The following is a 26,540-nucleotide window of genomic DNA, read 5'->3' on the forward strand; positions in this document are numbered from 1 at the left end:
ACCTCCTTCGGAGCGGATTGCCGCGGTGCGCGGAGGGTGCAGTGCAGGCGGTGGTATCGCGTCATCGGGAGACCTCTCCGGTGAGCGATACCGGGCGGGTGGCCTCACGGAACACCCAGCGCAAGCCGACGAAACGCATGAGAGTCGCGATCAGGTTCGCCACCACCAGGACGAACAGTTCCAGCTGAACCGGCGCGCCGGGCGCCCAATGATGAAGTGCGAACAGCGATCCGCTGGTCACCAGCAGGCCGAAGCCGAAGATCAGCAGACCCTGGAAATGATGCGCGGCCATCCCGGCCTGCCCGCGCACCCCGAAGGTGAACGCGCGGTTGGCGGCGGTATTGCCGACCGCGGTGATCAGCAGGGCCGCGAAATTCGCCACCTGCGCTCCGGTCATCGGCTGCAACAGCACATAGAGCAGCGCGTACGCGAGGGTGGAACCGACACCGACCAGCGCGAACCGGATCAACTGCCCGACCATGCCCAGCGGGACCCCCGGCACCAGTGGTTCGCGGCCCACGGCGCTGCGAAGTTCGGCCAGCGGCAGCGATCCGGTGGTGAGCGCGCGGCCCAGCCGCCAGATGCCCTGTAGATCCTTACGAGCGGTGTCGACGATATCGACCCGGCTGTCGGGGTCGTCGATCCAGTCCACCGGAACCTCGTGAATGCGCAGGCCCGCGCGTTCGGCAATCACCAGCAGTTCGGTATCGAAGAACCATTCACCGTCCTGCACCAGCGGCAGCAGTTTGCGCGCGACCTCGGTGCGGATGGCTTTGAAACCGCACTGGGCATCGGAGAACCGCGCCCGCAGCGACGCCTTCAGCAGCAGGTTGTAGCAGCGGGAGATGAATTCGCGTTTCGGACCGCGTACCACCCGCGACCCCGCTCCCAGCCGGGTGCCGATGGCGAGATCGGAATGACCCGACACCAGCGGAGCGACCAACGGGAGCAGGGCATTGAGATCGGTCGACAGATCGACATCCATATACGCCACGACCTGCGCGTCCGACTCCTGCCACACCGTGCGCAGCGCCCGGCCGCGCCCCTTCGCGTCGAGATGGACCACCCGCACCTCGCCGAGTTCGGCGGCGAGCAGTTCGGCCACCGCCAGCGTGGCATCGGTGCTGGCGTTATCGGCGATGGTGATCCGGGCGGGGAACGGGAATCCGCTGCCCAGGTATTCGTGCAGCCGGCGCACGCAGACGCCGAGGTCTTTTTCTTCGTTGTATACGGGGACGACCACATCCAGCACGGGGGGCGACGATGGGCCGTCGACTAGGTCCGCCGGTCCGGCGACGGTCACGGTCTCGGTCATACCGACCAGAGTCGGCCGCCGGGCTGGGGCCGGGCTCCAGCCGACCTGGGAGGTTGCTGTGTGGTCGGTGCGTCGGCGAGCTCACCCGGCGATGTCGGCGTACACGGCGCGGACGAGGTCCGCGAACGGGTGCCGCGGGTGCGGACGCTCGTCGAAGAACTCGTTGTGACAGATCATGACGGCGAGTTCTGCGTCCAAATCGGCAAACCCGAGGGCTCCTCCGGCGCCGGGGTGCCAGAGGACACGATTGCCTCGAAATCCCAAGACCTCGTCGCATGCGGGTAGCGCTGAGCCGACCATCAGTCCGCCTGTTCCGATAACGGCTCGTGAGCCGACGATCGTACCGGCCGGGTGGGCGCACGCGCGAGGTGCCAGGAAGGCATCGATGCGATCGGCGGCCAGCAGGCGCTCGCCGCCGAGTGCGCCGCCCTGGGCGTACAGCGCCCAGAGGCGCGCGGCTCCTCGTGCGGTGACCCACGCCCCGCTCGGGTCGATCCGATCCCGGTACTCGGGTGTATTGATCTCGTGGTCGGGGGTGACGAGGAACTCCGCCGGATCCCCGCCGAGGATCTCGCCCTGTACCACCGCGACATCGGTCTGCGCAGACTCCGGTAGCCGGTGCCAGATCTCGGTGATTCCCAAGGGTGAATGGACCTCCTCGCGTACGAGGTCCTCGAAGGACCGGCCCGCCGGGTCGACCCGCCGAGCGATCTCGCCGACGACATATCCCCAGGTACGCGCGTGATACGCGTTCCGGTGGGCGGGATCGTCACTCGGGGCTGAACGCGCGAGCCGTTCGATCATCCACTCCCAGTCGCCGAGCAGTTCCGGGGTCGCATCGCCGGGCAAGTCGGGGAGGCCGACGCGGTGGGTGAGCGCATCGCGCACCGTCGACGACTCTTTGCCCTGGGCGCCGAATTCCGGCCAGATGGATGCCACGGGCTGGTCGTAGTCGAGCAGTCCCCGTTCCACCTGCACGTGCAGGGCAGTCGCCGTGGACACCTTCCCCGCGGAGGCTACCCAGAAGATCGTGCCGGAGCCGACTTCGGGCCCGTCCTGTGCCGCTTTCCCGGCGCAGATATCGACGACCAGCTCACCCCGGTGGTACGCCGCGACCTGTAAGCCCACCTCACCGCGCGAGAGTGCCTGGTCGATCGCATTCGCTACTGCGCTTCCCATTGTCGAAACCATCCCGTTCATGTGTCGGCCGGTGGATTGTGGAGCGGGACGGACAAGCCGATATGCGTGGAGAAGCGACAATCGGTTATCTGTTCACCAGAACTCGATCTGTAAGATAGAACACATTCTCGCGGCCCCGCAAGGGTCTCCGTGGGGAAGGGTCCCGTGATGGGCGGTATACGCAGGGATTCTTGACAGAACATATTCTGCTCAACAGAATGGCTGCTGATCAGCACTCGACCGCTGTCGCGGTACAAGTCGCGCGCGGCCCACGGGCCGATGACAGCAAGGCGAAAGGCCGCAGCATATGACTCCTTCCGGAGACCCCCACCCCACCTCGGCCGATCCGCTGGACGCGGACGTCCTGATCGTGGGGTACGGCCCCGTCGGTCAGAGCCTGGCCGCCCTGCTCGGTAGGGCGGGGCACCACGTCATCGTGTGCGAACGGCGTTCCGGCCGTTACGAGACGCCGCGGGCCGGGCATTTCGACCACGAGATAATGCGAATCTTCCAGGCGATGGGCACCGCCGACGCGGTCGGCCGTATTGCTGATCCGGCGCGCCTGTACGAGTTTCTCGATCCCGGCGGGGAAGTGCTCGCCCGGCTCCCGCGAGACTGGGACGCTCCGTCCGGATGGGAGGCGTCGTATCACTTCTACCAACCCGAACTCGAGGAAGTCATCGACGCCGCGGTCCAGGAGATTCCCACGGTGGACCTCCGCTTCGGCAACGCGGTCGTCGACCTCCGGCAGTACGACGACCACGTCGCGGTGACCATGGCGAACGGGACTGTCGTCACCGCTCGCTACGCCGTCGGCGCGGACGGTGCGAACAGCGTGGTACGGGACTTGTGTGATATCGGCACCGAGGACTTGGGCTTCCGTGGGGACTGGCTGGTGGCCGATATCCGCCCGAAGCCCGGCGCACCCGCCCTCGATATCCCGCACACCGGACAGGTCTTGAATCCCGAGCGGCCGAATCATATGGGCCGGGTGGCCCAGCGATACTTTCGCTGGGAATTCATGCTCGTGGACGGCGATGATCCCGCCGAGATGGCGACTCCGGACAATGTGTGGAAGCTGCTGCGGCCGTGGCTCGGGCCGGATGAAGGCGAGCTCATCCGGCAGACCGTCTATCAGTTCAGATCCATTGTGGCGGAGACCTTCCGCGCCGGATCGGTGCTGCTGGCGGGCGATGCCGCGCATGTCATGCCGCCGTTCCTGGGGCAGGGGATGAGTTCCGGTATCCGCGACGCCGCGACGCTCGCCTGGATTCTCGACCTGGTCCTGAGCGGGGCCGCGGACCCGCGGCTGCTGGATCTGTACACCGCCTCGCGCAGGCCACAGGTCCTGGCATATATCGAGGAGTCGATCCGGATCGGGACCGTCGTCTGCGAGACCGATCCGGTACGCGCGGCGCAACGCCGCGAGACCCTGCGCTCCGCGACCGCACTGCCACCGCCGTTCCAGCCGCCGGTCGGGGCAGGTTTTCGCGCCGGTGACCCGCTGGCCGGATACCTGGGGGTCCAGCCTCTGCTGCGCGCGGCGGATGGCCGGACTCGCCGCTGCGACGACATCCTCGGCAACGGGTTCACCCTCTTCAGTCTTGCCGAACTCGACGCCGCCGCGGCCGCGGCGGTCACCGAACTCGAGCGCTCGATCGGCCTGCGGTCGCTGGTCGTGAATGCCGCCCACGGGCTCGATGTGGACGGCGAGATGTTCAGCCGGTGGATGAAGGAAGCCGGCGTGATCGCGGTATTGGTTCGCCCGGACTTCTACGTCCTCGGTTCGGCGTCCGAGCCCGGCGAAGTATCGGGACTGCTCGCCTCACTCGGACCGGCGTTGTCACTGACTCGGTGACGCTCCGGGGCGCGGTAGCCGGCTCATAGTGCCGCGCTGAGGCGGTCGGTCGCCTCGCGCAACGCGGGAGCGTGACCTGCCAGCTTGTCCTCGGTCAGCCGGAACGACGGCCCGGAGATGCTGATGGCGGCGCGAACATTGCCTGCCGCATCGCGGACAGGGACGGCGATGGCATGCAGGCCCAGCTCGCTCTCGCCGAGATTCACCGCGTAGCCCTGCCTGTCGACGGTCTCGAGTGCTTCCTCGAGCTTGCGCCGGCTGGTCACCGCTGCGGCGGTGCCGCCCTGTATACGGCTCCCCGGGTATCGTTCCCGCAGTTCTTCGCGGGACAACGCCGCCAGCAGCACCTTGCCCGCCGCCGACGCGTGCGCGGGCGCCCGATCCCCGGTCCGTTCCGCGGCGCGGATCGCGAATCGCCCCTCGACACCGTCCAGGAAAACGATCGTCGTGCCGTCGAGCACGATCAGGTGCGCGGTCTCACCGATATCGTGGCAGAGCCGCTCGAGTGTCGGGCGCACCTCGGCCCGCAGGTCGTTCGCGCCGATGACCGCGATGCCGAGCTGCACCAGCTGCGGGCCCGCGGCATAACCGCGCGTCGTGGGGTCCTGACGCAGCAGTCCTTGGGACTGCAGGGTGGTCAGCATGCGGTGGGCGCTGGACCGGGCGATGCCCAGCTCGGCGGCGACCTCGGCTACCCGGAGAACGCGTTGGCCCCGCAGCATCAGCAGGACGCGGGCAGCGTTCTCCACCGACTCGATCGGATAGCTTGCCAGCGCCGCCATCGGTGCCCTCCACGGATGATGAGACGAACGAAGACCACGCCGGGTGGCGGTCGCACCCTATCACGGTCCCGGCGAAATCATTCTGTTGTGCAGAACCGTGTATGCGAACGCCCGAAATCAATGTTCTATTGACAAGAATTATGTCTGCTGAGCAGAATGACTGCGAGTCGATCCTCGACCCGCTCATCGCTGAAAAGGACATGTTCCATGTGCGCGCACACCGACATCCCCCGACGGAAGGTCGCAGAGCTCGGTCACGTCGGCATCCGCTGCCTCGACGTGGACAGGCAACTCGCCTTCTACACGGAGGTGCTCGGGCTGGTCGTCACCGATCACGACCCCGCCCTCGGTAACTATTTCCTCTCCGCGCGCCCCGACGACGAGCACCATGAGCTGCTGCTCGCGAAGGGGCGCGACGTGCCCCTCGACGGTCGCTTGATCCAGCAGATCTCGTTCCGCTGCGAGACGTTCGACGATCTCCTCGGGCTGTACCGCCAGCTACGGGAGCACCGGACCGAGTTCGACATGATCGTGTCCCACGGCAACGCCGTCGGTGTGTATTTCTTCGACCCCGAAGGCAACCGGGCCGAGGTGTATTGGCGGACCGGCCTGGTGGCGCGCCAGCCGTTCGTCGAAACCATCGATATCGAAACCCCGGCAGATGAGCTCATGGCGGCCATCCGCGCCTCGGTGGACAAGTACGGAAGCGTCGGGTTCACCGAAGAAAGCTACGAGCGGTGGACCCGCAACCAAGCAGGACCGAAAGACGCTGTTGTGAACGGAAAGGTCGCGAAATGAAGTTCGTTCGATTCACCCGCACCGGCGGTGCGGTCCAGGTAGGAGTCGTCGTCGGAACCGGCTTCCGCGTCCTGCACGGCTACACCGACCTCCTCCCGCTGATCGAGTCCGGCGAGGCAGCACTGCTGGCCGCCGGACGCGAGGCGGCGGCTTCCGGCGAGGAAGTGGATCCCATGGACGTGGCGATCCTTTCGCCACTGGCGACGCCGCCCACCTTTCGGGACTTCTACGCCTTCGAACAACACGTCCGGGCCGGTCGGGCCTGGCGTGGGCTCGAGATGGACCCCGCGTGGTACGAGATCCCCGTCTTCTACTTCTCCAACCCGTATGCGTTCCGCGGCGCCGGTGAAATCCCCATGACCCCGGGAGCCACCAAGTTCGACTTCGAACTCGAGGTGGCGGCGGTTGTCGGCAAGGCGGGCGCCAACCTGACCGTCGAGGAAGCGGCCGATCACATCATCGGCTACTGCATCCTCAACGATTGGAGCGGTCGCGACGTGCAGCACCGCGAGATGACGCTGTCCATGGGCCCGGTCAAGGGTAAGGACACGGCGACCGGCCTCGGGCCCTATCTGGTGACCGCCGACGAACTCGCTCCGTTCGCCGCGGGCAACGGCTTCGACAGGGCCATGACACTGACGGTCAACGGCCGACGCTACACCGAGGCGAACTGGGCCGATGTGCACTGGTCGTTCCCGCAGATGATCTCGTATGCCTCGCGCGGCACCGAGGTCCGGCCGGGAGATGTCATCGGATCGGGCACGTGCGGTACGGGCTGCATCCTCGAGCTGTCCCGTACGCGCAACGAAGAGGACTACCCGTGGCTGAAGGAGGGCGACGAGGTCGTCGCCACCATCGAAGGGCTCGGGAGTCTGCGCAATACGATCGTCGCCGCCGATCCCGTCCACCCGCTCGACCGCAGCTGATGCCGGTCCGGCCCTCGCCCAACGGAGCCTCATGAGCGAACTCACCGGAAAATCCCGGGGACCGGCAGCAGACGCTGTCAAGGCACGGGCCGCGCTTCTGCGCTCCATGACGCCGACCCGAATGCTGGATTACGGCATGGATCATTGGGATGCGACCCAACTTGCCGGTGCCCCGGCCACCCAAGCCTGGGATGACACCGCAGCCGCACTCGCCGAAGCTCAGCTCGCCCGCGCCACGGCCGCTGCGGGACACGGCAATATCGAGACGGCGGTCAACTGCTACCGGTGGGCGGCGGCAGCGCTGGTCGCCGCCCAGATGGCCCACAACTACGACAATGCCGCCAAGCGCACGCTGTACGGCCGGCTGTCGCGGGCCTACCAGGACGCGGCCCGTCTCGATACCGAACTGTGCATCGAACGGCTGGCGATTCCCCACCGGTCGAGCCACTGCAACGCGTGGTTCGTCCGTCCTCGCACGGATCGCCCGGCCCCGACGGTCATCATCGTGGGAGGACAGAGCGGATGGGGGCCTGCCTACCATCGGCAGGCCACAGCCCTCGCCCGGCGCGGGCTGTCCGCAGTCCTGCTCGAGGCTCCCGGCCAGGGCGAAACACGGATGTTCCACGGTCTGTACCTCGACGCGCACGCGCACGAGGCGTTCAGCGCGACGCTCGACGCCGTACACGAGCGCACGGGTTTCGGCGGCCCGGCCGGGGTATGGGGTAACAGCTTCGGCGGACTGATCGCCGCGCGCGCCGCCCTGCACGACAACCGCTTCGGCGCCTGCTGTGTCAACGGTGCACCCTCGCGACCGGAACCGGCACCGTTCCGGACAGCCGGCGAGCAGTCGCAAGCCCTGCTCGGGGTCGGCAGTGACGAGGAGGTCGCGGCCATCTTCCGGACACTCTGGATCGACCCGGCGGTCGACCGCACCGCGGCGGCCGTGCTCGTGCTACACGGCGAGGCCGATCCGCTGATCACATTGGATCAGCAGCGCGCCTTCCTCGACCTGTCGGCCGACTCGTCGCTGCGCGTATGGGAGGACGGCGAGCACACCATCTACAACCATTCCGCCGAGCGCACGGATTTCGTGGCCGACTGGTTCCGCCATCAGCTCAACCGCGGCTGATTCGCGGTCCGGCCCGCACCTGTGAAGTTGTGCGGTGCCGATGCATCGGCGGGGCGGCCACGGACCAGATGAGAGCCTCGTTGTTCTCGCCACGTCGTTGTGGTGCTGGTTCCGTAACGCCCTCAGTATGCGCGCGGGTACCGACAAGTTCCGGTCAGTGCAGGCGCCACAGCGGAGACACCGGACCGTGCCCTTTGCCCAGGTCGTAGGCGGCATCGAGGCAGCGGCGGGTCCATTCCTTGGCGAATTCGAAAGCGTCGGGCACCGAGTAGCCGTTGGCCAGCGCGCACGCCAGCGCGGCGGCCAGGGTGTCACCGCCGCCGTGGTCGTTACCGGTGTCGATCCGGGCCGCCCGGAATTCCAGGAAGCGTTCGCCGTCGAACAGCAGATCCGTGCTCTCGGCGGAGGTGCGCAGATGCCCGCCTTTCACCACGACCCATTGCGGGCCGAGCGCGTGCAACGCCTCCGCCGCCGTCCGCGCGGATGCACTATCGGTGACCCGCACCCCGGTCAGCAACCGGATCTCGTCGAGGTTCGGCGTAACAATCGTGGCCAGCGGGAACAGGGTGTAGCGCACCGCGTCGAGGGCTTCGGTGTGCAGCAGCGGGTCGCCGTGCATGGACGCCGCGACCGGGTCCACCACCAGCGGGACCTCGCCGTCGCGCCCGATCCCGACCTCCCGGCACACGCCGGCGACGGCCTCGATGATGGAGCTGGAGGCGAGCATCCCGGTCTTGGCGGCGCCCACTCCGATATCGTCGACCACCGATCGCACCTGATCGGCGACGATCTGCGGCGGGATCTCGTGGAACCCGCTCACCCCCACGGTGTTCTGGACGGTCACCGCGGCCACCGCTACCAGTGCGTGCACACCGCACAACGCCATGGTGCGGGTATCGGCCTGGATCCCGGCGCCGCCACCCGAATCGGTCCCGGCGATGGTGAGCACCCGCACCGGGGTCTGCCCCGGAGGAGTCAACGGCAACAACTTCACGCCGTAACCCTACGTTGGCCCGGTCGTCGCCCGGCCCGGTATCCGGGATGGTCAGCGTATGGTCTGGTCGATGAGGCGGCGGGCGGCTCGGTCGGTGCGTTCGGTATCGCCGGTGATGAGCCGGTCCTGGAGGATACCGCGGAGGCCGGATACCAGAAGGGTGGCGACGACCTCGGGGTCGTCCACCGTATCGAGTTCACGAAGTCCGGTCGCCAGGACGGAGATGAAGGCGGCGATCGCCTCGTCGGCGTAGCGGGAATACGGGGCCGCCGGTGCGCAGGCCGCGCCGAGCACCTGCAACATCACGGTGTTGCCGACGGCTTCCGGGCCGGTGGCGTTGGCCCGGTAGAAATCCCACAGGCGTTCGCGCAGCGCGGCGGCATCGTCGATATCGGCGAATACGGCGGTGAGATCGGGGCGATGGGTGGTCAACGCCTGGACCAGGAGTTCTTCCTTGGTGCCGAAGTAGTAGATCAGCATGCGGGAGCTGGTGCCGAGAGCGGCGGCCAGGGGGCGCAGCGAGAGATCCGCGAGGCCGTGTTCGGCGATATAGCGCACCACCGCGTCGAGGAGTTCGGCGCGTTTGACGTGGTCCAGGGGACGAGCCATGGGTTGACTGTAGCGAACGGTACAGGTATTGATGAACCCCGTGAATGTACCGATCGCTTCAGAAACTCGGCCGGCGTCCACCCAGGTGGTTGTCACCGCCTATGCGGCAGTCACGTCGCTGGCCGACGATATGGACGACACCTGGGCCGCGCTGCTCCGCGGCGAAACCGGTATCACCACCCTCGACGACGATTTCGTCGCCGAGTACGACCTGCCGGTCCGAATCGGCGGCAAACTGAAATCGCATCCCGGCGCGGAGCTCACCCGGGTGGAGCAGCGGCGGCATTCGTATGTGGAACAGCTCGCCCTGGTGCTGGGGCGCCGGGTCTGGGCCGAGGCCGGCCGGCCCGAGGTGGAGGGGGAGCGGCTCGCCGTATGCCTCGGTACCGGCCTGGGCGGCGGTGACGCGCTCATCGACGCGGTCGACGCCATGCGCGCGGGCGGGTACCGCAAGGTGTCGCCGATGTCGGTGCCGATGGTCATGCCGAACGGCCCGGCGGCGGCGGTGAGTCTCGAAATCGGCGCGAAGGCAGGGGTTTACGCCCCGGTGTCGGCGTGCTCCTCGGGGACCGAGGCGATCGCGCACGCCTGGCGGCTGATCGTCACCGGCGAAGCCGATGTGGTGGTGGCGGGCGGTGTGGAAGGCCATATCCACGCGGTGCCGGTCGCGAGTTTCGCGATGATGCGCGCCATGAGTACCCGCAACGACGAACCGGAGCGGGCCTCCCGCCCGTTCGACCGGGACCGCGACGGTTTCGTCTTCGGTGAGGCCGGCGCCCTGATGGTCCTCGAATCGGAGCGCCATGCCCGCGCTCGTGGAGCCCGCGTCCACGCCCGGGTGCTCGGGGCGGGTATCACGTCCGACGCGTACCACATCGTCGCCTCCGATCCGGCCGGCGCGGGTGCGGCCCGAGCGATGCGCAAGGCGATTGCCGCCGCGGGCCTGCAACCCACCGATATCCGGCATGTGAACGCCCACGCCACCTCGACCTCGATCGGCGACGCGTCCGAAGCCGCTGCGATCGGCGCGGTCACGCCCGAAGCGTCGGTCTACGCACCCAAATCCGCACTCGGGCATTCCATCGGGGCCGTCGGTGCGCTGGAAACGATCCTCACCGCGCTCACCCTGCGCGAAGGGGTGGTCCCGCCCACGCTCAACCTCGACAATCCCGATGTGGACCTCGATATCGTCCACGGTCGCGCGCGTGCGCAGGCGGGCGAGTTCGCCCTGACGAATTCCTTCGGCTTCGGCGGGCACAACGTCACGCTCGCCCTCGGACGCGCCTGATCCGCACCGGTCACCCTCTACGACACGCATATCCGGGCGGCATCCGGCCGGTCATGTACGCGTGCCGGGGTGGCGGTCGCGGTTCCATCGCCAAGCGAACTCTCCGGCGCCGGGTGGCGGGCCGGGGAGTTCACCGTCGGCGCGCAGGCCGGCGAGCAGGAGGGCGAGGATCCGCCGGCGCAACTGGCCGGTGCGCTCGGCATCGGGGGTCGAGACCGCGGCACAGGCCTCGAGTACGAGACCGAGGTCCTGGGGGGTCACCTCGCGGCGCAGCTGCCCGGATTCGTGGGCTCGCCGGACCAGTTCGGCGTTCACCTTCTCGGCGTGCCGGACGTCGGGCAGCAACGATTCGTCGGGGGTGAAGGTGCCCGCGAGATGGACGGTCAGTGAGTGCACATCGGCGTCGACCACGCGTTCCAGGAATGTCGCCAGGCCTTGCCAGCCGTCGGGTTCGGCCAGTGCGGTATCGGCTTCGGCGTTGTAACGGCGCAGGCCGTCGTGGCAGAGCGTCCGCAGCAGGACCTCCTTGCTGGGGTAGCGGCGGTAGAGGGCGCTGATACCGACGCCGGCTCGTTCGGCAACGGCCGAGATCGGTGCGTTCGCGTCGGCGAGGAATACCGCGCGTGCGGCGTCGAGGATGAGTCCGTCGTTGCGCGCGGCCTGCGCTTTGCGGCCGGGGAGAGGTTTGGCTGCGGTGTTATCGGCTGATCCGGGCATGTTCCGAGACTAGCACTTGAAACGGAATGATCCGTTCTGATACTGTTCAAACAGAACAAAGCATTCCGTTCCGAAGGAGTCCGATATGACCGCCGTTCAGCCCTTCCGCATCGAAATCCCCGCCGCCGATATCGAGGATCTGCACGCCCGCTTGGACCGCACCCGCTGGGCGCAGCAGATCCCCGGCTCCGGGGACGAGTACGGCGTGAGCGTCGACCGGGTGCGGCACCTGGCCGAGGTCTGGCGCTCGCTCGACTGGCGCGAAGTGGAGCGCAAACTGAACGCCTACCCTCAGTTCCGCACCGAAATCGACGGTCAGCTCATCCACTTCGTGCATGTGCGGTCCACCGCCGCGCAGGCGTTTCCGCTGATCCTGACGCACGGCTGGCCCGGGACCTTCGTCGAATTCCTCGGTCTCGTCGAACCGCTCACGGCGGCCGGTTTCGATCTGGTCATCCCCTCGGTGCCCGGGTACGGCTTCTCCGGGCCCACCACGGAATCGGGCTGGAACGATGCCCGGATCGCCCGCGCCTGGGCGGAGTTGATGAGCCGTCTCGGCTACCACCGGTACGGTGCGGTGGGTAACGACGGCGGTTCGGCCATCTCTGCGGAGCTGGGCCGATACGCTCCCGAGCAGGTGGTGGGAGTGCATGTCGCGCAGGTCTATTCGTTCCCGTCCGGTGATCCGGCCGAACTGGCCGATCTGGACGCCGGCGAGCAGCAGGCCATGGCGACGCTGGATTGGTTCGTCAAGAACAAGATGGGCTTCAACGTCCTGCAATCACAGCAGCCGCAGACTCTCGCCCATGCGCTGACCGATTCCCCGGCCGGCCTGCTCGGCTGGAACAGTCAACTGCTCGGGCCCGATCTGGACGACGAATTCGTCGTCACCAATATCGCCATCCACTGGTTCACCGGAACCGCCGGTTCGGCGATCCGCCACTACTTCGAGAAGGACAAGGCCGAGCAGCCCACCGTACCGAGCACGGTCCCGCTCGCGTTGTCCGGCTCGACCGGGGATTTCCACGGCATCCGGCGGTTCGCCGAACGGGACCACAATGTGGTGTCCTGGCGGACCCACGAGGTACACAGCCACTATCTGCACCATGCGGCGCCGGCGCTGATGACCGAGGAGATCACCGGATTCTTCGACAAATACCGCGCCGGCGAGTAGGAACCGGAATCGGGGCCGGATCGATGTCGACAGCGCGGGCCCGGCTCCGACGTTCCCGGTGAGGATGGACCGGACGGGTCCATCCACCACCGAGTGAGGAGTAGATCGTGAAATACGTGATACTGATCCATTCCAATCCGCAGCCCTGGGGCCACCCGACCGGTGACTACCTGGCCGAATTCCAGGCGCTGCCGCAGGCCGAACGCGACCGGATCAGCGGGGATTTCGAACGGTTGCTCACCGAGATGCAGGAGAAGGGCGAGTTGCTGGGCGGTGAGGCGCTGGGTTCGCCCGACGCCGCCCGGTTGTACCGGTGGGAGGCGGGCACGGCGGTGGCCGGTGACGGCCCGTACTCCGAGGCCAAGGAGCATCTGGCCGGATTCTTCCTCATCGATGTGGAGGACCACGCGCGGGCGGAGGAGATCGCGGCGGTTTTCGCGGGCCCCGGTGAGACGGTCGAACTGCGGCCCACGATGTGGCCGGGTGGCGACGACAGGTGACCGCCGACTCGCCGGCGGTGGCCGAAGTGTGGCGCCGGGAGGCGCCGCACGTCCTCACCGCGCTCCCGCGCCGCCACGGCGACCTGGGCGAATGTGAGGATGCCGCCCAGGAGGCGGCCGAGGCGGCCGCGGTGCGCTGGGCCCGGGATGGAGTACCGGACAACCCGCGCGGCTGGCTGATCCGGGTGGCCTCGCGGCGCCTGATCGACCGGCTACGTGCCGAGCGCGCGCGGGCCGGGCGCGAAATCGCGGTGGCCGCCGCGCAGCCGGCCGATACCGGCCTCGCACCGGCCGCCGACCTCCCGGAACCCGAAGCCGCCGACGATACGTTGCGGCTCTTCCTGCTGTGCTGTCATCCGAGTCTCACCCGGTCGTCCCAGGTGGCGCTGACCCTGCACGCTGTCGCGGGCCTGCCGGCCGACCGGATCGCGGCCGCGTATCTGGTTCCGGAACGCACCATGGCGCAGCGTCTCACCCGTGCACGAGCGACGTTGCGCCGATCGGGCGCCCGGTTCGAGCTGCCCGCACCGGCGGACCTGCCGGACCGGCTGGCCGCGGTGCTCGATACCTGCCACTTGATGTTCACCGCCGGGCATACCGTCAGCACCGGGACGTCCGTGCAGGATTCGGTTCTGGCGCGGGAAGCGATACGGCTGACCCGGATCCTGCACCGGGCCGTCCCCGACCACGACGAGGTGGCCGGGGCGCTGTCGCTGATGCTGCTCACCCACGCCCGCTCCGCCGCGCGGACCGATGCGCGGGGTGAACTGGTGCCGCTGGCGGAACAGGACCGTGGCCGGTGGGACGCGGCCGCGATCGCGGAGGGGATCGCGATTCTCGAACAGGTGCTGCCCCGCGGATATATCGGCCGCTACCAGCTCGAGGCGGCGATCGCGGCCGTCCACGCGGAGGCGCGCACCTGGGCGAGCACGGACTGGCGGCAGATCGCGGTGCTCTACGCGATGCTCGACCGAGTGGCGCCGAGCCCCTCGGTGACCCTGAACCGGGCCGTCGCGGTCGCGATGGTCGCCGGGCCCGCGGAAGGTTTGCGGTCGACCCTTCCGCTGCTCGACGACCCGGCGATGCGCCGGCACCACCGGACCTACGCCGTGCGCGCCCACCTGTTCGAGATGGCCGGGGATCTGGCGGCGGCGCGGGAGAACTACCGCCGCGCCGCTGCGCTCACCGCCAGCCTGCCCGAGCAGCGGTACCTCAATGCCCGCCTGCGCAACCTCGGCCCGCCGCCGTCCTGAATCGGCGCCGGCTGTCGCTCAGCCCGGAACCTTGTCCAGGAAGCCCAGCACGGTGTCGATACGGCCCTCCTCGTCGGTGACCAGGACATCGAATCCGATGATCACCGGTTCCGCGCCGGCCGGCCCCAGACCCCACTGGAAGCGGACCTGGCGGTGATGGTGGTCCGGTTCGCCGACCTGGGTGAACACGAATCCCGGGAACTGTTCGTGCACAGCGCCGATGGTGGCACCGATCACGTCGCGTCCCGCCGCCTCGGCCAGCGGATCGGTGTAGGTGGCCGCCGGCGTCCAGTGCTCGGCCAGCAGCGCGGCGCGGGCCTGCGGGTCGGTGCTGTTCCAGGTCCGCAGGTAGGTGGTGACGATGTCGTTCATCGGGTTGTCCTCCGAGTCGTTCGAATGTGTGCTCACAGCATCGCCACGATCCGGCGGGTTGACGATTACCCCGGAGGTAATGGGATCGGCTACCGCAGCGGCTAGCATCCGAGAGGTGGCGACAGTGGACACCGAACCTTCGGTAGGCGGACTGCTCCGCGCGTGGCGGGAGCGCCGGCGGTTGAGTCAGTTGCAGCTCGCCGCGCAGGCGGAAGTATCGACGCGGCATCTGAGTTTCGTGGAGACCGGCCGGTCACGACCCACCCGCGAGATGATCGAGCGGCTCGCCGCCCACCTCGACGTACCGCTGCGGGAACGCAACGAACTACTGCTCTCGGCCGGATACGCGCCCCGCTATGGCCAGCGCGACCCGGACGCACCCGAGTTACGAGCGGTGATGGACGCCTTCCGGACCCTGCTCGACGCGCATCTGCCGCATCCGGCGCTGGTCCTGGACCGCTGCTGGGATGTGGTCGACCGCAATACGGCCACCGATGTGCTGCTCGAGGGATGTGCCCCGGAGCTGCTCGAACCGCCGGTCAACGCGATCCGGATCTCGCTGCATCCGGACGGGCTGGCGCCGCGGATACGCAACCTGGGGCAGTGGCGGGGGCATCTGCTGAGTCAGATCCGGTCCCGGCTGGCGGCCACCGGTGATCCGCGTCTGCGGTCACTTCTGGAAGAGGTGTCGGCCTACCCGTGCCGGGATACCGGGGTCGTGGCGCGCGCCGATGTGGTGATACCGCTGCGGCTGGGCCTGGGCGATGCGGAGTTCTCCTTCTTCAGCGTCACCACCTCGGCGATGTCGGCGACCGATGTCACGATCGACGAACTGCATATCGAGGCCTTCTACCCGGCGGACGAGGCGACTGCGCAGGTCTTTCGCGCACTGTGACCTCCCGTAGACGCACGCTTATGTAGCAGAGCGTTCGAGCCATGTTCCGTCTCGCTTCTGGCGGCTGTACTGGATTCAGCAATCAGCCAACACTTTTCGACACTCAGGAGCGGATATGCGAATCGCGGTTTTCGGAGCCACCGGTACGGTCGGCCGGCACATTGTCGATCAGGCGCTCGAACGCGGATACGAGGTCACGGCGCTCACCCGGGACGCCGCCCGGCTCGACCGGGTACACGAACGGCTGCACATCGTAGAAGGCGACGTACTCGACCCCGGTGCGGTCGAACGAGCCGTCACCGGCCAGGACGCGGTCCTGGTGGCGCTCGGGAACGGCCGTAAGGGCGTGGTGCGGGCCGAGGGCACCCGCACGGTGATCGAGGCGATGAACCGGGCCGGGGTGAAACGGCTTGTCTGCCAGTCCACCCTCGGCGCCGGTGACAGCCGGGGAAACCTGAACTTTCTGTGGAAATACATCATGTTCGGCCTGCTGCTGCGCCCCGCCTACGCCGATCACCAGCAACAGGAGGCCTATGTTCGAGCCAGCGACCTGGAGTGGACCATTGTGCGCCCCAGCGCTTTCACCGACGGCCCCCGCACCGGCACCTACCGCCACGGATTCGGTGCCGGCGAACGCGGGCTCGCGCTGAAGATCGCGCGGGCCGATATCGCGGACTTCCTGCTGGATCAGGTCACCGACCGCACCTACGTGCACCGGGCGCCGGGACTGTCCAACTGAACTCGGCCGGTTCCTGCCGGCCGCGCGGCCCCGGCGGATGCCGATGCCCGACGCCGACGGAACCGGTCGACCGGGTTTCAGGAGTGTTCGTGGACGGTGTCCCAGGCGGGGAAAGAGTCGGGGTAGGTGGCCCACACACTCGGGCCGGCCGCGTATTCGGTATCGGTGAGCAGCGCCTCGTCCAGCATCGCCCGCAGCTTCGTGCGGTCCAGGCGGACGCCGATGAAAACGATTTCCTGGCCGGCCGGAATGTCCAGCGACGACCACCAGGCGGCGGGTTCGAAGGTGAGATTCGGACCCGCCTGCGACCAGATCGCGGCGAGTTCGGGCCGGCTGGCGATCCAGCAGAAACCCTTGCTGCGCAACAGTCGCCGCACCTGTGCCAGTGCATCGGCCAGGCGTTGCGGATGGAACGGCCGGTCGGCGCGGTAGGTCATGCTGCTGATTCCGTATTCCTCGGTTTCCGGCACATGACCGCCGGCCAGCTCCTCCTGCCAGCCTTCGGTGCCGGCCGCGGCCACCGGGTCGTAGCGTCCGGTGCCGAGTACCTCGCCGAGTTCCACGATGCCGTTGCTGGTGCGGATCAGTTCGGCCCGCGGATTCATCCGCCGCACGGTCGCTTCCACGGCGCCCACGATCTGCGGGCTCACCAGGTCGGTCTTGTTGATCAGCAGGACGTCGGCGAATTCCACCTGATCGGCGAGCAGGTCGGCGATACCGCGTTCGTCGCCTTCGCCGGCTTCCAGATTGCGCGCGGCAAGGGTTTCGCCGCGGGTGATCTCGGTGAGGAAGGTGGAGGCGTCCACGACCGTCACCATGGTGTCGAGGCGGGCGAGTTCGCCGAGGGAGAAGCCGTCCTCGAATTCCCATTCGAAGGTCGCCGCGACCGGCATCGGTTCGGAGATGCCGGTGGATTCGATGACGAGCTGGTCGAACCGTCCTTCCCGGGCGAGCTTGCCCACGGCCTCGATCAGGTCTTCCCGCAACGTGCAGCAGATACAACCTTTGGTGAGTTCGACCAGCTTCTCCTGCGTCCGGTCCAGATGTCCCTGGCCGGCGACGAGGGCCGCGTCGATATTCACCTCGCTCATATCGTTCACGATCACCGCCACCCGGCGGCCTTCGCGGTTGGCGAGTATGTGGTTCAACAGGGTGGTTTTGCCGGCGCCGAGAAATCCGGACAGCACGGTCACGGGCAACGGGTGGGAGAGCGCGGGACTGGTCACCAGTAAATGATAACCATTTTCATTTAGATGCCGCCGCCTGGGCCCCTTGCCCGGACCACCCGCTGCCGGACCACGATGATCAGGAAGAGTCCGATACCCAAACCGGTCGCGTAGGCGGGGAAGGCCCACGCCGCCGGATCCCACACGGTGACAGTGAGCAGCGTGAGGATTCCGTTCACCCCCAGCAGTCCGAACACGAGCGGGTTCTCGGTGCCGGGCGCCGACCAGGATTTGCGGAAGGTCGGGATCGCCGCCGCCAGATCACCGAGTACCGCGAACACCACGGCCGTCTGCGGATCGTCCAGCGCCAGCCAGAGCGCCAGCGCCAGTACCGAAGCCGTGCCACAGAGCAGATCGGGGAACGACAGCCGCCAATAGCTCGACCTGTTCGCGAACGATGCGAGGAAAACCACCGCCGGCCCCGCGCCCATCGAAAAAGTGAGCACCGCGGGCCAGCCCACGCCGTCGTCGAGCTGGGCGCCGAACCCGGTCAACGACGCGGCCGCCCACAGAAACCACGAGAGGCGGTTCGGTTTCACCTCACCGCGCACGGTGAGCAACGCATAACTGAGCGTCCCCACCATGCTGAGTGCGGCACCGAGAAAGACGAACCGTGGATCGATCATCGGTCCACCAGACCACCGGAATCACCGGCCCGGCAAGCGGTCCGGGTTTCAGGCGGCGGTTGCGGTGGTGATCGTCGCGGCGAGTTCCCGGGCGCGGGCGTGGGCGTCGGCCATGGATGCCTCGTGGATCGGGACGAGTTCGGCGAGTGCCGGCGTCTCGGGGGCCATGGTGAGCTCGGGGACGACGGTCGTGACATCGAGCCCCAGCAGTTCCTCGCGTCCGAGCACCGCCTCGAGAGTCGGCACGACGTAGTCGAAGCCGTGGTTGGGCGCACCGGGACGGTAGCTGCCACCCCGGGCGGAGATCAGCACCGCCGGACGCCCGGCAGCCGGGGACGGCCGGAACGTGCGCCCGGAGACGATGATCTGGTCGAGCCAGGCCTTGAACACCGACGGCATCGACAGGTTGTACATCGGGACCGTGAACAGGTAGGCCCCGGCGCCGAGGAACTCCTCGATGAGCTCGTCCTGTAATGCGGCCGCGGCCGACTGCTCGTCGGTGTAGTCGGCGGGATCGGTGACGCGGGCGGTGATGCCGGCAGCGCTGATATGCGGTACGGGTGCTGCGGCGAGGTCGCGGTGGACGACCGCACCGTCCCAGCTCTCGAGGAATGAGTGTGCGACCTGGCGCGAAACCGAGGCGTCGCCGAGCGCGGAGGAGTCGATATGAAGCAGGTACGACATGGATGGATGTTCCTTTCCGGTGGTGTCGAGAGTGCGGTCGGGTGATCGGCCTGAGCGAAGTCGTTGCCGTGGAGCGTTGGGTGCTCGCCGGTCGGGTCTTACATACTGGTAGTGCGGTTGCACACCGGATGAGAGGTGAGTGGGATGGCGTCAGCGCGGCGGAGCGGTGGTCCGTGCCAGGCGTGGCCGGAGGACAGCGCCTTCATCCGTGAGGTGCTCGATCGCATCGGTGACAAGTGGACTGTGTTGATCGTCGGCACCCTGAGCGCCGGCTCGTTGCGCTACTCCGACCTGCACGTGAGCATCCCGGGCATCTCCCAGCGGATGCTCACCCAGACCCTCAAGCACCTCGAGCGCGATGGACTGATCACGCGGACCGCGTACCCCGAGGTCCCGCCGCGGGTGGAGTACGAGCTGACGGACCTGGGGCGGTCCCTGCTGGACGCGGTGACGGCGATGGCGGGTTGGGCTGCCGCCCACCACCGTGAGATCGCCGGCAACCGCGCCGCCAGTGAACTGACCGGAGTCGGCCGAAGCAAGAAATCGGTCAGCGCGCCGGCCGGCTGAGCCGCCGATGCGCAGCACCGCGCCCTTCCTGGCGTATCGCCCCATCCGGGCTCGGCCCGGAGGGCTTCGCAGGCTGTGCCGCCGAGGGTACGGAGGAAGCTCACTTCTTTCTCCTCCGGCTCGTGATGACCCGGGATCCTCGAAGCGAGTCGATTGCCCGACCATCATGCTCACCTCACTAGTAGTGCGTAACACCATCATGAGTGAGTAATGAAGGGCTTACAAAAGGCACTTCGAAGTGCGTCAGCCTTGTCGGCGCCCCGTCCACCAGCCTGCTCGCGGCCGCCGGTTCCGAGACGCCGTGGGCTGACTACCGCAAGAACCTATGTGCTGGACCGGTTTTCGCCACCGATTCGCATCGTCTCGTTGCGCGCCGCCGGGGTCTCGCCTACTATCGGCGTCGCGATTCCGATCGCCGTAAGCGTTCACGTCAATCAACGCGAAGGTCTGCCTCCGGCATGACCGTTGCCTCGACGACGTTTACGGAGTATCGATGAATTCTTCGCGTTCTTATTACAAATTGCCCGCACGGAGCGCCGCCGTGGTGTTGCCGCTGCTGCTCTCACTCCTGATGACCTGCCTGGTCTCGCTCATCAGCACCGTCATGAGCGACGGCCTCGCGATCGGGCTGTGGCTGCGTTCCTGGGCGGTCTCCTGGCCGATCGCCTTCCCGATCCTGCTGCTCGTCCTCCCGGTGGTGCGGCGGATCACCGCGCTGCTGGTCCGTCCCGCCTGAAACCCGCCGCTGCGACTGGGCAATGCCGATGAGCGCGTGGCGTTGCCCAGTTATCAGGGTTTTTCGGCTCGGATCAGGGTGCGGGCGGAGTGTGCGATGAACGGGCCGTGCTGCTGGATCTGCTCGTGGAGTCGCCGGAGGCGATCGAGGTGGGCTTCGACGGTGAAGCCGGGAACCATCCAGACGACCTTGCGCAGGAAGTACACCACCGCGCCGACGTCGTTGAATTCCACACGTAGCCGCTCGCTGCGCAGGTCGACGATCCGCAAGCCGGCAGTCTCTGCCGCTGCGGCTTCGTCGTCGGGATGGCGTTTGCGCCGCGCCGCGGGCTGCGGACCCAGGAAGTATTCGACCAGTTCGAACACGCTGGCGGGCCCGACGTGCTGCGCAAGGTAGTTGCCGCCGGATCGCAGTACGCGCGCGATCTCGTCCCACCAAATCGTGGCCGGATGCCTGCTGGTGACCAGATCGAACGCCGCGTCGGCGAACGGCAGCGGCGGCTCGTCCGGATCGGCGACGACGACCACACCCCGCGGATGAAGCAGCGCGGTAGCTTTGGCGATATTGGGCGGCCACGACTCGGTGGCGGCCATGGTCGGCGGGAACTTCGCGGCCCCGGCCAGCACCTCACCCCCACCGGTCTGGATATCGAGGGCGGCGTCCACGGTCGCGAGCCGGGTACTCATCAGTCGCTGATACCCCCACGACGGCCGCTGCTCGGTGGCCCGGCCGTCGAGCCAGGAGAAGTCCCAGCCCTCCACCGGCGCCGCCGCCGCTTCTTCCAGCAACTCCTCGAATGACCGTTCCACGTGGGAGCAGTCTGCCAGCGAACGCCCGGGGTATTCCCGCTATTTTTTCTTGTTTCGTTTCTGCCGAGCCGGCCGGGCGCCCGGACTGGGTGCTGTGACGTTCCGTTGTTCGGTGATCGCGCGTTGCCGGTCGGCCGCTTCTTGCCGGTCGATGCGGGCGAACACCAGGTGTTGTTGCGTGTAGGTCCACAGGTTGTTGCTCACCCAGTACAGCAGGATCGCGATCATGAGGATCGGTCCGCCGATGAGGACGCCGACCGGAAAGACCCACAGCATCAGTTTGTTCATCATCGCCGCCTGGGGGTTCGCAGCGGCTTCCGGGGCCTGCCGGGCGATCGAGGCGCGTGCGTTGAAATGGGTGGCCAAGGCCGCGACCACCATCAAGGGGATCGCGACCGCAGCAATCACGGTCACGCTGGGAACACCGCCGTAGTCCGCGAAAGAAGCAAGCGTGGATTCGGGGCTGGTGACGGCCGCGGAGATGGGTGCACCGAACAGGCGGGCGCTGAGGAACGACTGCACATCGGCGGCGCTGAATACATAGTTCGGGGTTGCCGCGTTGGCCTCGGCGCTCATCCCGAGTTCCCCGAATCCGGTTCCGGTGCGGTTGAACGAACGCAGAACATGGAACAGGCCGAGAAACACCGGCGCTTGCACCAGCACCGGTAAGCAGCCCATCAGCGGGTTGAATCCGTGTTCCTTCTGAAGTTTCTGCATTTCGACGGCTTGCTGCTGCCGGTTACCGGCGTACTTTTTCTGAAGGGCTTTGTTCTGCGGCCCCAGTTCCTGCATCTGGCGGGCGGTCCGGACTTGGGATATGGCGGGTTTCAACAGCAACAGCCGGAGAGTGAAGACAAGGAACACGACTGTCAGAGCCCAGGCTATGCCGTTGTTCGGCCCGAGCACCGCACCGAAGGCCTTGTGCCAGAACCAGAGGATCGCGGACACGGGGTAATAGATGAAGTCGAGCATGGTGAGCACCTCTTCGCCGCACGCCGCGGTACTACCGCGGAGTGCGAATAGGGTTCACGCCCAGTGCCGGACTCGGCGGCTGGGACGTGGGAAACAGGACGAAGGTGACCCGGCGCAGCAGCGAACAGCGCTACACCGCGGCCGGAACCCGTCCGGGTGCTCGGGGACGACGCGGGCGGCCAGGGGTATCAGGAGCGCTCTGCCTGCGGAAAGCGCCGCGTAGACGCTTCTCCTCCCGTGGCGGCCCGATATCTGTGGAGGTCAGCAGACGCAGCTGGGAAACAGCGCCACGGCCCGCGATAGCAATAACCACCGCGACAGCAACCGCGGCACCGATAGCCGTGGTCGGACCGTCGATACCGGCCGTCGCCGCGACCACAAGAGTCAGCACGGCGACCCACACGAGCTGAACAACATTCAGCCTCCGCGCGAGTACCCACCAGATCCGTGCCACGCCGCGAGTCTACCGAGACGGGCTGCCCAGAACCGGCAGCTGGTGCCCGCCGATGGACCTCGCTCCACGGCCGACTGCCGCAGCCTGTGGGCAGTTTGTGGTGCAGCGCAGACCGGAGAGGCTCATACGTCGTGGATGGCGACCCGATCGCCGCAGAGCTTTTCCCAGTCGTCGCGGTCCGGGGTGAGTACCAGCGTGGGGGTTGGGCCTCGTAACGCCATGGCCGCGACCAGCGCGTCGATCGCGTATTTGTGACCGTGCAAGCCGCCCGCGGCGCGCAGTAATTTCACTGCGCTCAGCGAGTCGTCGGGGAGGGCTGGTTCGACCCGCAACCGGGAAAGATACCTGTTCAGGCGTGCGATATCGGTTTTTCCGTGGACGGCCTCCACGATCGTCAGAACCGACACCCGCACCGGGACGCCCGCTCGGCGAGCGGCCTCGATCCGAGCGGTCAGCGCCCGATCCTTCTCCAGGAGCAGGCCGAGCGCCTGGCAATCGAGAACAATCGACCGGACCTGGGGCTCGGTCACGCTGCGCCGCGACCGGTGGTTGTGTTGCCTGAACCGAACATCTCCCGCGCCGCCGCCTCGATCTCGGCTTCGGTGAGCGGTTCGTTGGCCGATTCGTACTCGGCGACGATTTCGGCCAATCCGTCCATCTCGAGCTGGTGGCGCACCGCTTCGGTGATATACGCCGATACGTTGCGTTGACCGGCCCGGTCCCGGACCGCGGTCAGTAGGTCGGTCGGTATGGATACCGACACGTTGGTAGTTGAGCCGGCACGTGTAGTAGACACCGCTCTATTGTACGACAACGATTATTACAACCATCTGTCAATTCTGGCCGTCTCGGGACCGTTGCACGGCAGAGCGCGCCGAATGGTCCCGGACCGGGACAGAGCGATTACTGCAGTTCGGGGGCGGTTTCAGCGGCCCGGTTGGACGATCGGGAGGAGCGTTTCTTTCTCACATCGGGTACAAGGCGCGTAGGCGCCTTCGGCTCTCGCCACGCCTACAGCCGAGTGGAGCCGACCGCGCTGGACCTGCACTTTTTGTGCCGATGTCCGTATGCATCCGCCGCCGGACCGGTTCCGCTACCGTCGGTGAGGTGAGCGATACCCAGTGGACGATCCTCGGTGAGCGACTGGTCGACGAGAATCGGCACATCCGGCTGTCGACGGCCGATATTCGTCTCCCGGACGGGACGGAGTTCACCCAGTACGTTGCCCGGATGCCTCGGTGTGCGATGACACTGGTACTCAACGACAACCGCGAGGTACTGCTGATGTACCGGCACCGGTGGATCATCGACCAGTGGGTGTGGGAGCTGCCTGGAGGGTACGTCGATCACGCCGAAGATGTTGCCGCCGCGGCGGCCCGTGAGGTCGAAGAGGAGACCGGCTGGCGTCCGCTCACGATGGAACATCTTGTGACCTATCAGCCTGCGGTCGGAACCTTGGACCATCCCAGGAGATCTACTTGGCCCGCGGTGCCGAGCTCACCGAGACCCTGCCGGACATCAACGAGGCCGAGACGATCCGATGGGTGCCACTCGACGAGGCGGTCGAGATGATCTCCCGCGGTGAGGTTGTCGGTGCGGCGACCGTGGTCGGTGTGTATCGGGCGCTCACGCTGACCTGACGTTCGCCACTCGATCACGGAATTCCTCGACCATCGGAATATCGCGGTAGGGAGCAAGTCGTGCCCGCACGTCTCGGAGGTAGGCACGGGTTCGGCGGGACTCCACAGTTCCGGACAGTTCGAGCGCCTGGGTACCGATCCGAACGGCTTCGTGCGGATCCTCGGGGATGAGGCTCGACGCGAGCAGGCACAGGTTGAACACCTTTCCCCGCTGGTACCCGTCACTCATATCGAGTGATTGCCGTGCCAGCACGGCGGCACGATCGTTTTCACCCAGGTCTCGGAAGCATTGGCCGGCTTTGGCGGACATATACGCCGAGTCGAGATAGGCCAGCCATGTCGGACGGCCGGCATTGTCCCGGTCGAATGCGCCCTCGGCCGCGTTCAGCGAGCCCCCGCAGGATCGAGCATCGGAACGGGCGGCGTGGCCGTGGGCTTCCACCATGTGGCACCCGGCTTCCAGCGCGGGCAGGCCGGCCGAGCGCGCCGCGATCTGTGCCGCGCGTGCGAGGTCCACGGCGTCGCCGGGCCGGCCGACGTAGGTGGCCTGGTGACTCATCGCTGCCAGGATCTCCGCGCCCAGCGCGGCATCACCGGCTGCTCGCGCCATCCGCATCGCCGCTTGGGGGTTCGCGGCGGCTTCCGGGTTCTGCCGGGCGATCGAGGCGCGTGCGTTGCAATGGGTGGCCAAGGCCGCGATCACCATCAAGGGGATCGCGACCGCAGCGATCATGGTCACGCTGGGAACGCCGCCGTAGTCCGCGAATGAAGCAAGCGTGGAATCGTCGGGTCAACGATCCCGGGGCGGAAACTGTTGTACGGATTCGGTCCGTCGATCTGTTACGACCGGACCGACGAGGCCGACTACCCGGTGGACCTGCTGTTCGACGCTGTCGGCATCCTTCGAGTGGTAATCGCGGTCGCTCGATTACGCCGAGGCCCACGGGTCATCGCATGAGCAGGTCCTGTGACTCGAGCGGCCGTCCTCGGATGGTGAAGAGTAGTTGCAGGAGACACACCTCCCAACATCCTGGCTATCCCGCCAAGGTTGCGCGGATCCGCTGGAGCGCAGTGCTCCCCTCCGCCGCCAGATCGGGCATGCCGTTTTGAACAGCAGCACGGACGACGCGCTGTATTTGGTGCGGCAGCCGATGCCGCTCGGCTTCGGCAATGGCCTCGGTGAACGCTGATACCGCGGCGTCCGCGTCGCCTATAGAGACCAGCACTTCGCCGGTCGTCACGCGCTCGATGATGTGCCATTGAGGCGCAGCCGGAGCGCCGGCCACATCGCCCAGGTGACGGCCGGCCTCGACGGCCCGGCCGGTGCCCAGCAGCCCGCGCAGCCGTATCTCCCGCAGGGTGAACGGCTGAAACAGCAGACCGCTACCGGGGTGCGTATCGAGTAGCCGTTGGTAGGTATCGAGCGCGGTGTCGAATTGTTGGGCGTCGCCGAGTTCGCCGAGCGCGCGACACAGGAACGCGAGCGTTCCGCCCTGGTCTGCTGGGTTGCGGGACAACTCCAGCGACCGCTCCAGCCGGGCGACCGCCTCGACGGCATGCCCGGCCTTGCGTAGTTCGTTGCCCTGCATGCGCAGGGTGTGAGCGTGGAACGCGTCGTCGTCGAGGTGTTCGGCGATCTCCACCGCTTGCCCCGTACATCGCGCCGCGGACCCGAGAGCTTCCTCGGGGAGCACGGTGCCCAGCGATACCCCGAGTGCCGTTCGGGCTTGTGCCAGCAAGATAAGGCTGTCGCGTTCCATGTGGCCCTCGGCGGCGCGGGCCTCCAGCCGTGCCACCAGCGGCCACAGTTCGTTGACGGCTTCAACGGCGTGCCCGGCTTGGCGGGCGATCTCTGCGAGTCGCACCGTGCTGTCGCCGAACTGGAGCATTGACCGGAACTCTGCGTCATCTACGTCGGTGACGCCGAGTATGTGCATGGGCAGCCCGAGCCGTGACGCGATGTGTCGGCGGGTGGTGACGTCCGATATGGCGCGTCGGCCGGTCTCGATCATCGAAACGTAGGACTTGTCGTAGCCCAAGTGTTCGGCGAGGGCTACCTGGCTGAGCCCGTTGAGGCGCCGATATACGCGCAGTATGGTCGGCAGGTCCCGGGTCGCTATCGCGGTGGCTGCTTCCGGGCTTGCCCACAGCCACACCGCGGCGACGATCGGCGCGGCGCGGACCGCGGGCGGCGGCGGGGCGGTGTTGGCGGCGCAGGTGGGGCATACGGCGGCGGTGGCAAGTCGACTGATCGTGATCCCGCATGCATGGCATCTGAGCCCGTCCACCGCAGTCCCC

The 26,540-nt window shown here is 67.3% G+C and carries 28 protein-coding genes and 3 pseudogenes; 14 read left to right on the top strand and 17 right to left on the bottom strand.

Annotated features, from left to right (window positions below; translation table 11 throughout):
- Nucleotides 1-61: 61 nt before the first annotated feature.
- Together QH276_RS25005 and QH276_RS25010 are read right to left on the bottom strand one after the other, a co-directional pair.
- Nucleotides 62-1,315: a bifunctional glycosyltransferase family 2/GtrA family protein gene (locus QH276_RS25005; RefSeq protein ID WP_280398297.1), complete on the bottom strand. Its 1,254-nt coding sequence runs from the start codon at nucleotides 1,313-1,315 to the stop codon at nucleotides 62-64.
- Nucleotides 1,316-1,396: 81 nt separating this feature from the next.
- On the bottom strand, nucleotides 1,397-2,494 hold the full coding sequence (locus tag QH276_RS25010; protein WP_280398298.1) for a serine hydrolase domain-containing protein: 1,098 nt from the start codon (nucleotides 2,492-2,494) through the stop codon (nucleotides 1,397-1,399).
- 307 nt (nucleotides 2,495-2,801) lie between these two features.
- Here QH276_RS25010 and QH276_RS25015 point away from each other — a divergent pair, with 307 nt between their 5' ends.
- Nucleotides 2,802-4,352: a bifunctional 3-(3-hydroxy-phenyl)propionate/3-hydroxycinnamic acid hydroxylase gene (locus QH276_RS25015; protein WP_280406922.1), complete on the top strand. Its 1,551-nt coding sequence runs from the start codon at nucleotides 2,802-2,804 to the stop codon at nucleotides 4,350-4,352.
- 23 nt (nucleotides 4,353-4,375) lie between these two features.
- Here the strand turns inward: QH276_RS25015 and QH276_RS25020 are convergent, their stop codons facing one another.
- Nucleotides 4,376-5,134 (bottom strand): IclR family transcriptional regulator, encoded by a 759-nt coding sequence (locus tag QH276_RS25020; RefSeq protein WP_280400835.1) that lies wholly within the window; start codon nucleotides 5,132-5,134, stop codon nucleotides 4,376-4,378.
- Nucleotides 5,135-5,341: 207 nt separating this feature from the next.
- Here QH276_RS25020 and QH276_RS25025 point away from each other — a divergent pair, with 207 nt between their 5' ends.
- Genes QH276_RS25025 through QH276_RS25035 form a run of 3 tightly spaced genes read left to right on the top strand, consistent with a single transcriptional unit; the run spans nucleotide 5,342 to nucleotide 7,987 of the window.
- Nucleotides 5,342-5,932 carry a VOC family protein gene (locus QH276_RS25025; RefSeq protein ID WP_280400836.1) on the top strand — a complete coding sequence of 197 codons (591 nt, stop codon included), beginning with the start codon at nucleotides 5,342-5,344 and terminating at the stop codon, nucleotides 5,930-5,932.
- Nucleotides 5,929-6,858: a fumarylacetoacetate hydrolase family protein gene (locus QH276_RS25030; RefSeq protein WP_280400837.1), complete on the top strand. Its 930-nt coding sequence runs from the start codon at nucleotides 5,929-5,931 to the stop codon at nucleotides 6,856-6,858. Before QH276_RS25025 ends, QH276_RS25030 begins: the two co-directional genes overlap by 4 nt.
- A 31-nt stretch (nucleotides 6,859-6,889) precedes the next feature.
- Nucleotides 6,890-7,987 carry an alpha/beta hydrolase family protein gene (locus tag QH276_RS25035; protein ID WP_280400838.1) on the top strand — a complete coding sequence of 366 codons (1,098 nt, stop codon included), beginning with the start codon at nucleotides 6,890-6,892 and terminating at the stop codon, nucleotides 7,985-7,987.
- A 154-nt stretch (nucleotides 7,988-8,141) separates the two neighbouring features.
- On the opposite strand, the gene thiD is transcribed toward QH276_RS25035, so the two are convergent.
- Together thiD and QH276_RS25045 are read right to left on the bottom strand one after the other, a co-directional pair.
- Nucleotides 8,142-8,981, bottom strand: coding sequence for a bifunctional hydroxymethylpyrimidine kinase/phosphomethylpyrimidine kinase (gene thiD, locus QH276_RS25040; RefSeq protein ID WP_280400839.1), 840 nt, complete (start codon nucleotides 8,979-8,981; stop codon nucleotides 8,142-8,144).
- Between the two features lie 51 nt (nucleotides 8,982-9,032).
- Complete coding sequence (locus QH276_RS25045; protein ID WP_280400840.1) at nucleotides 9,033-9,590, bottom strand: TetR/AcrR family transcriptional regulator; 558 nt, start codon at nucleotides 9,588-9,590, stop codon at nucleotides 9,033-9,035.
- A 31-nt stretch (nucleotides 9,591-9,621) separates the two neighbouring features.
- Here QH276_RS25045 and QH276_RS25050 point away from each other — a divergent pair, with 31 nt between their 5' ends.
- Nucleotides 9,622-10,878, top strand: a complete 1,257-nt coding sequence (locus QH276_RS25050) for a KasA/KasB family beta-ketoacyl-ACP synthase (RefSeq protein WP_280400841.1) — start codon at nucleotides 9,622-9,624, stop codon at nucleotides 10,876-10,878.
- Between the two features lie 51 nt (nucleotides 10,879-10,929).
- On the opposite strand, the gene QH276_RS25055 is transcribed toward QH276_RS25050, so the two are convergent.
- Nucleotides 10,930-11,595, bottom strand: coding sequence for a TetR/AcrR family transcriptional regulator (locus QH276_RS25055; RefSeq protein ID WP_280400842.1), 666 nt, complete (start codon nucleotides 11,593-11,595; stop codon nucleotides 10,930-10,932).
- A gap of 85 nt (nucleotides 11,596-11,680) precedes the next feature.
- On the opposite strand from QH276_RS25055, the gene QH276_RS25060 reads away from it, so the two are divergent.
- The 3 genes from QH276_RS25060 (at nucleotide 11,681) to QH276_RS25070 (ending at nucleotide 14,522) form a co-directional block, all read left to right on the top strand.
- A complete protein-coding gene (locus tag QH276_RS25060) occupies nucleotides 11,681-12,769 on the top strand; it encodes an epoxide hydrolase family protein (RefSeq protein WP_280400843.1) in 1,089 nt (362 codons plus the stop codon).
- A gap of 107 nt (nucleotides 12,770-12,876) precedes the next feature.
- Entirely contained in the window at nucleotides 12,877-13,269 is a 393-nt protein-coding gene (locus tag QH276_RS25065; protein ID WP_280400844.1) for a YciI family protein, read from the top strand.
- A complete protein-coding gene (locus QH276_RS25070) occupies nucleotides 13,266-14,522 on the top strand; it encodes an RNA polymerase sigma factor (RefSeq protein WP_280400845.1) in 1,257 nt (418 codons plus the stop codon). Before QH276_RS25065 ends, QH276_RS25070 begins: the two co-directional genes overlap by 4 nt.
- Nucleotides 14,523-14,540: 18 nt before the next feature.
- Here QH276_RS25070 and QH276_RS25075 read toward each other — a convergent pair whose 3' ends face one another.
- Entirely contained in the window at nucleotides 14,541-14,894 is a 354-nt protein-coding gene (locus QH276_RS25075; protein WP_280400846.1) for a nuclear transport factor 2 family protein, read from the bottom strand.
- Nucleotides 14,895-15,009: 115 nt separating this feature from the next.
- Here QH276_RS25075 and QH276_RS25080 point away from each other — a divergent pair, with 115 nt between their 5' ends.
- Nucleotides 15,010-15,789 (top strand): helix-turn-helix domain-containing protein, encoded by a 780-nt coding sequence (locus tag QH276_RS25080; RefSeq protein WP_280400847.1) that lies wholly within the window; start codon nucleotides 15,010-15,012, stop codon nucleotides 15,787-15,789.
- 115 nt (nucleotides 15,790-15,904) lie between these two features.
- Nucleotides 15,905-16,528 carry an NAD(P)-dependent oxidoreductase gene (locus QH276_RS25085; RefSeq protein WP_280400848.1) on the top strand — a complete coding sequence of 208 codons (624 nt, stop codon included), beginning with the start codon at nucleotides 15,905-15,907 and terminating at the stop codon, nucleotides 16,526-16,528.
- Nucleotides 16,529-16,605: 77 nt separating this feature from the next.
- Here QH276_RS25085 and QH276_RS25090 read toward each other — a convergent pair whose 3' ends face one another.
- The 3 genes from QH276_RS25090 to QH276_RS25100 are packed head-to-tail and all read right to left on the bottom strand — an operon-like array spanning nucleotide 16,606 to nucleotide 19,064.
- Nucleotides 16,606-17,757 carry a CobW family GTP-binding protein gene (locus tag QH276_RS25090; RefSeq protein ID WP_432278694.1) on the bottom strand — a complete coding sequence of 384 codons (1,152 nt, stop codon included), beginning with the start codon at nucleotides 17,755-17,757 and terminating at the stop codon, nucleotides 16,606-16,608.
- Between the two features lie 20 nt (nucleotides 17,758-17,777).
- Nucleotides 17,778-18,380 (bottom strand): hypothetical protein, encoded by a 603-nt coding sequence (locus tag QH276_RS25095; RefSeq protein WP_280400850.1) that lies wholly within the window; start codon nucleotides 18,378-18,380, stop codon nucleotides 17,778-17,780.
- Between the two features lie 48 nt (nucleotides 18,381-18,428).
- Entirely contained in the window at nucleotides 18,429-19,064 is a 636-nt protein-coding gene (locus QH276_RS25100) for an FMN-dependent NADH-azoreductase (protein ID WP_280400851.1), read from the bottom strand.
- 144 nt (nucleotides 19,065-19,208) lie between these two features.
- Between QH276_RS25100 and QH276_RS25105 the strand changes: the two genes are divergently transcribed.
- A complete protein-coding gene (locus QH276_RS25105; protein ID WP_280400852.1) occupies nucleotides 19,209-19,631 on the top strand; it encodes a winged helix-turn-helix transcriptional regulator in 423 nt (140 codons plus the stop codon).
- A gap of 493 nt (nucleotides 19,632-20,124) precedes the next feature.
- On the top strand, nucleotides 20,125-20,367 hold the full coding sequence (locus tag QH276_RS25110) for a DUF2798 domain-containing protein (protein WP_280400853.1): 243 nt from the start codon (nucleotides 20,125-20,127) through the stop codon (nucleotides 20,365-20,367).
- Between the two features lie 53 nt (nucleotides 20,368-20,420).
- Here the strand turns inward: QH276_RS25110 and QH276_RS25115 are convergent, their stop codons facing one another.
- The 5 genes and pseudogenes from QH276_RS25115 to QH276_RS25135 all read right to left on the bottom strand — a co-directional run bounded on the left by QH276_RS25115 (nucleotide 20,421) and on the right by QH276_RS25135 (nucleotide 23,398).
- On the bottom strand, nucleotides 20,421-21,176 hold the full coding sequence (locus tag QH276_RS25115) for a class I SAM-dependent methyltransferase (protein ID WP_280400854.1): 756 nt from the start codon (nucleotides 21,174-21,176) through the stop codon (nucleotides 20,421-20,423).
- A gap of 42 nt (nucleotides 21,177-21,218) precedes the next feature.
- Nucleotides 21,219-22,148, bottom strand: a pseudogene (gene yidC / locus QH276_RS25120) (membrane protein insertase YidC); the annotation flags it as partial.
- Nucleotides 22,149-22,278: 130 nt separating this feature from the next.
- Nucleotides 22,279-22,602, bottom strand: coding sequence for a DUF6412 domain-containing protein (locus QH276_RS35390; RefSeq protein ID WP_348536657.1), 324 nt, complete (start codon nucleotides 22,600-22,602; stop codon nucleotides 22,279-22,281).
- 122 nt (nucleotides 22,603-22,724) lie between these two features.
- Complete coding sequence (locus QH276_RS25130) at nucleotides 22,725-23,132, bottom strand: DNA-binding protein (protein WP_280400855.1); 408 nt, start codon at nucleotides 23,130-23,132, stop codon at nucleotides 22,725-22,727.
- Complete coding sequence (locus QH276_RS25135) at nucleotides 23,129-23,398, bottom strand: hypothetical protein (RefSeq protein ID WP_280400856.1); 270 nt, start codon at nucleotides 23,396-23,398, stop codon at nucleotides 23,129-23,131. Before QH276_RS25135 ends, QH276_RS25130 begins: the two co-directional genes overlap by 4 nt.
- 449 nt (nucleotides 23,399-23,847) lie before the next feature.
- On the opposite strand from QH276_RS25135, the pseudogene QH276_RS35600 reads away from it, so the two are divergent.
- Together QH276_RS35600 and QH276_RS25140 are read left to right on the top strand one after the other, a co-directional pair.
- A pseudogene (locus QH276_RS35600) lies at nucleotides 23,848-24,024 on the top strand (NUDIX domain-containing protein); the annotation flags it as partial.
- A 56-nt stretch (nucleotides 24,025-24,080) separates the two neighbouring features.
- A complete protein-coding gene (locus QH276_RS25140; protein ID WP_280400858.1) occupies nucleotides 24,081-24,242 on the top strand; it encodes a hypothetical protein in 162 nt (53 codons plus the stop codon).
- Between the two features lie 613 nt (nucleotides 24,243-24,855).
- Here QH276_RS25140 and QH276_RS25145 read toward each other — a convergent pair.
- Both QH276_RS25145 and QH276_RS25150 read right to left on the bottom strand, forming a co-directional pair.
- Nucleotides 24,856-25,017: pseudogene (locus tag QH276_RS25145) on the bottom strand (membrane protein insertase YidC); the annotation flags it as partial.
- A 259-nt stretch (nucleotides 25,018-25,276) separates the two neighbouring features.
- Nucleotides 25,277-26,530: a helix-turn-helix domain-containing protein gene (locus QH276_RS25150; protein ID WP_280400859.1), complete on the bottom strand. Its 1,254-nt coding sequence runs from the start codon at nucleotides 26,528-26,530 to the stop codon at nucleotides 25,277-25,279.
- Between the last annotated feature and the right edge of the window lie 10 nt (nucleotides 26,531-26,540).

The organism is Nocardia carnea (assembly GCF_029869215.1).
GTDB lineage: Bacteria > Actinomycetota > Actinomycetes > Mycobacteriales > Mycobacteriaceae > Nocardia > Nocardia carnea_B.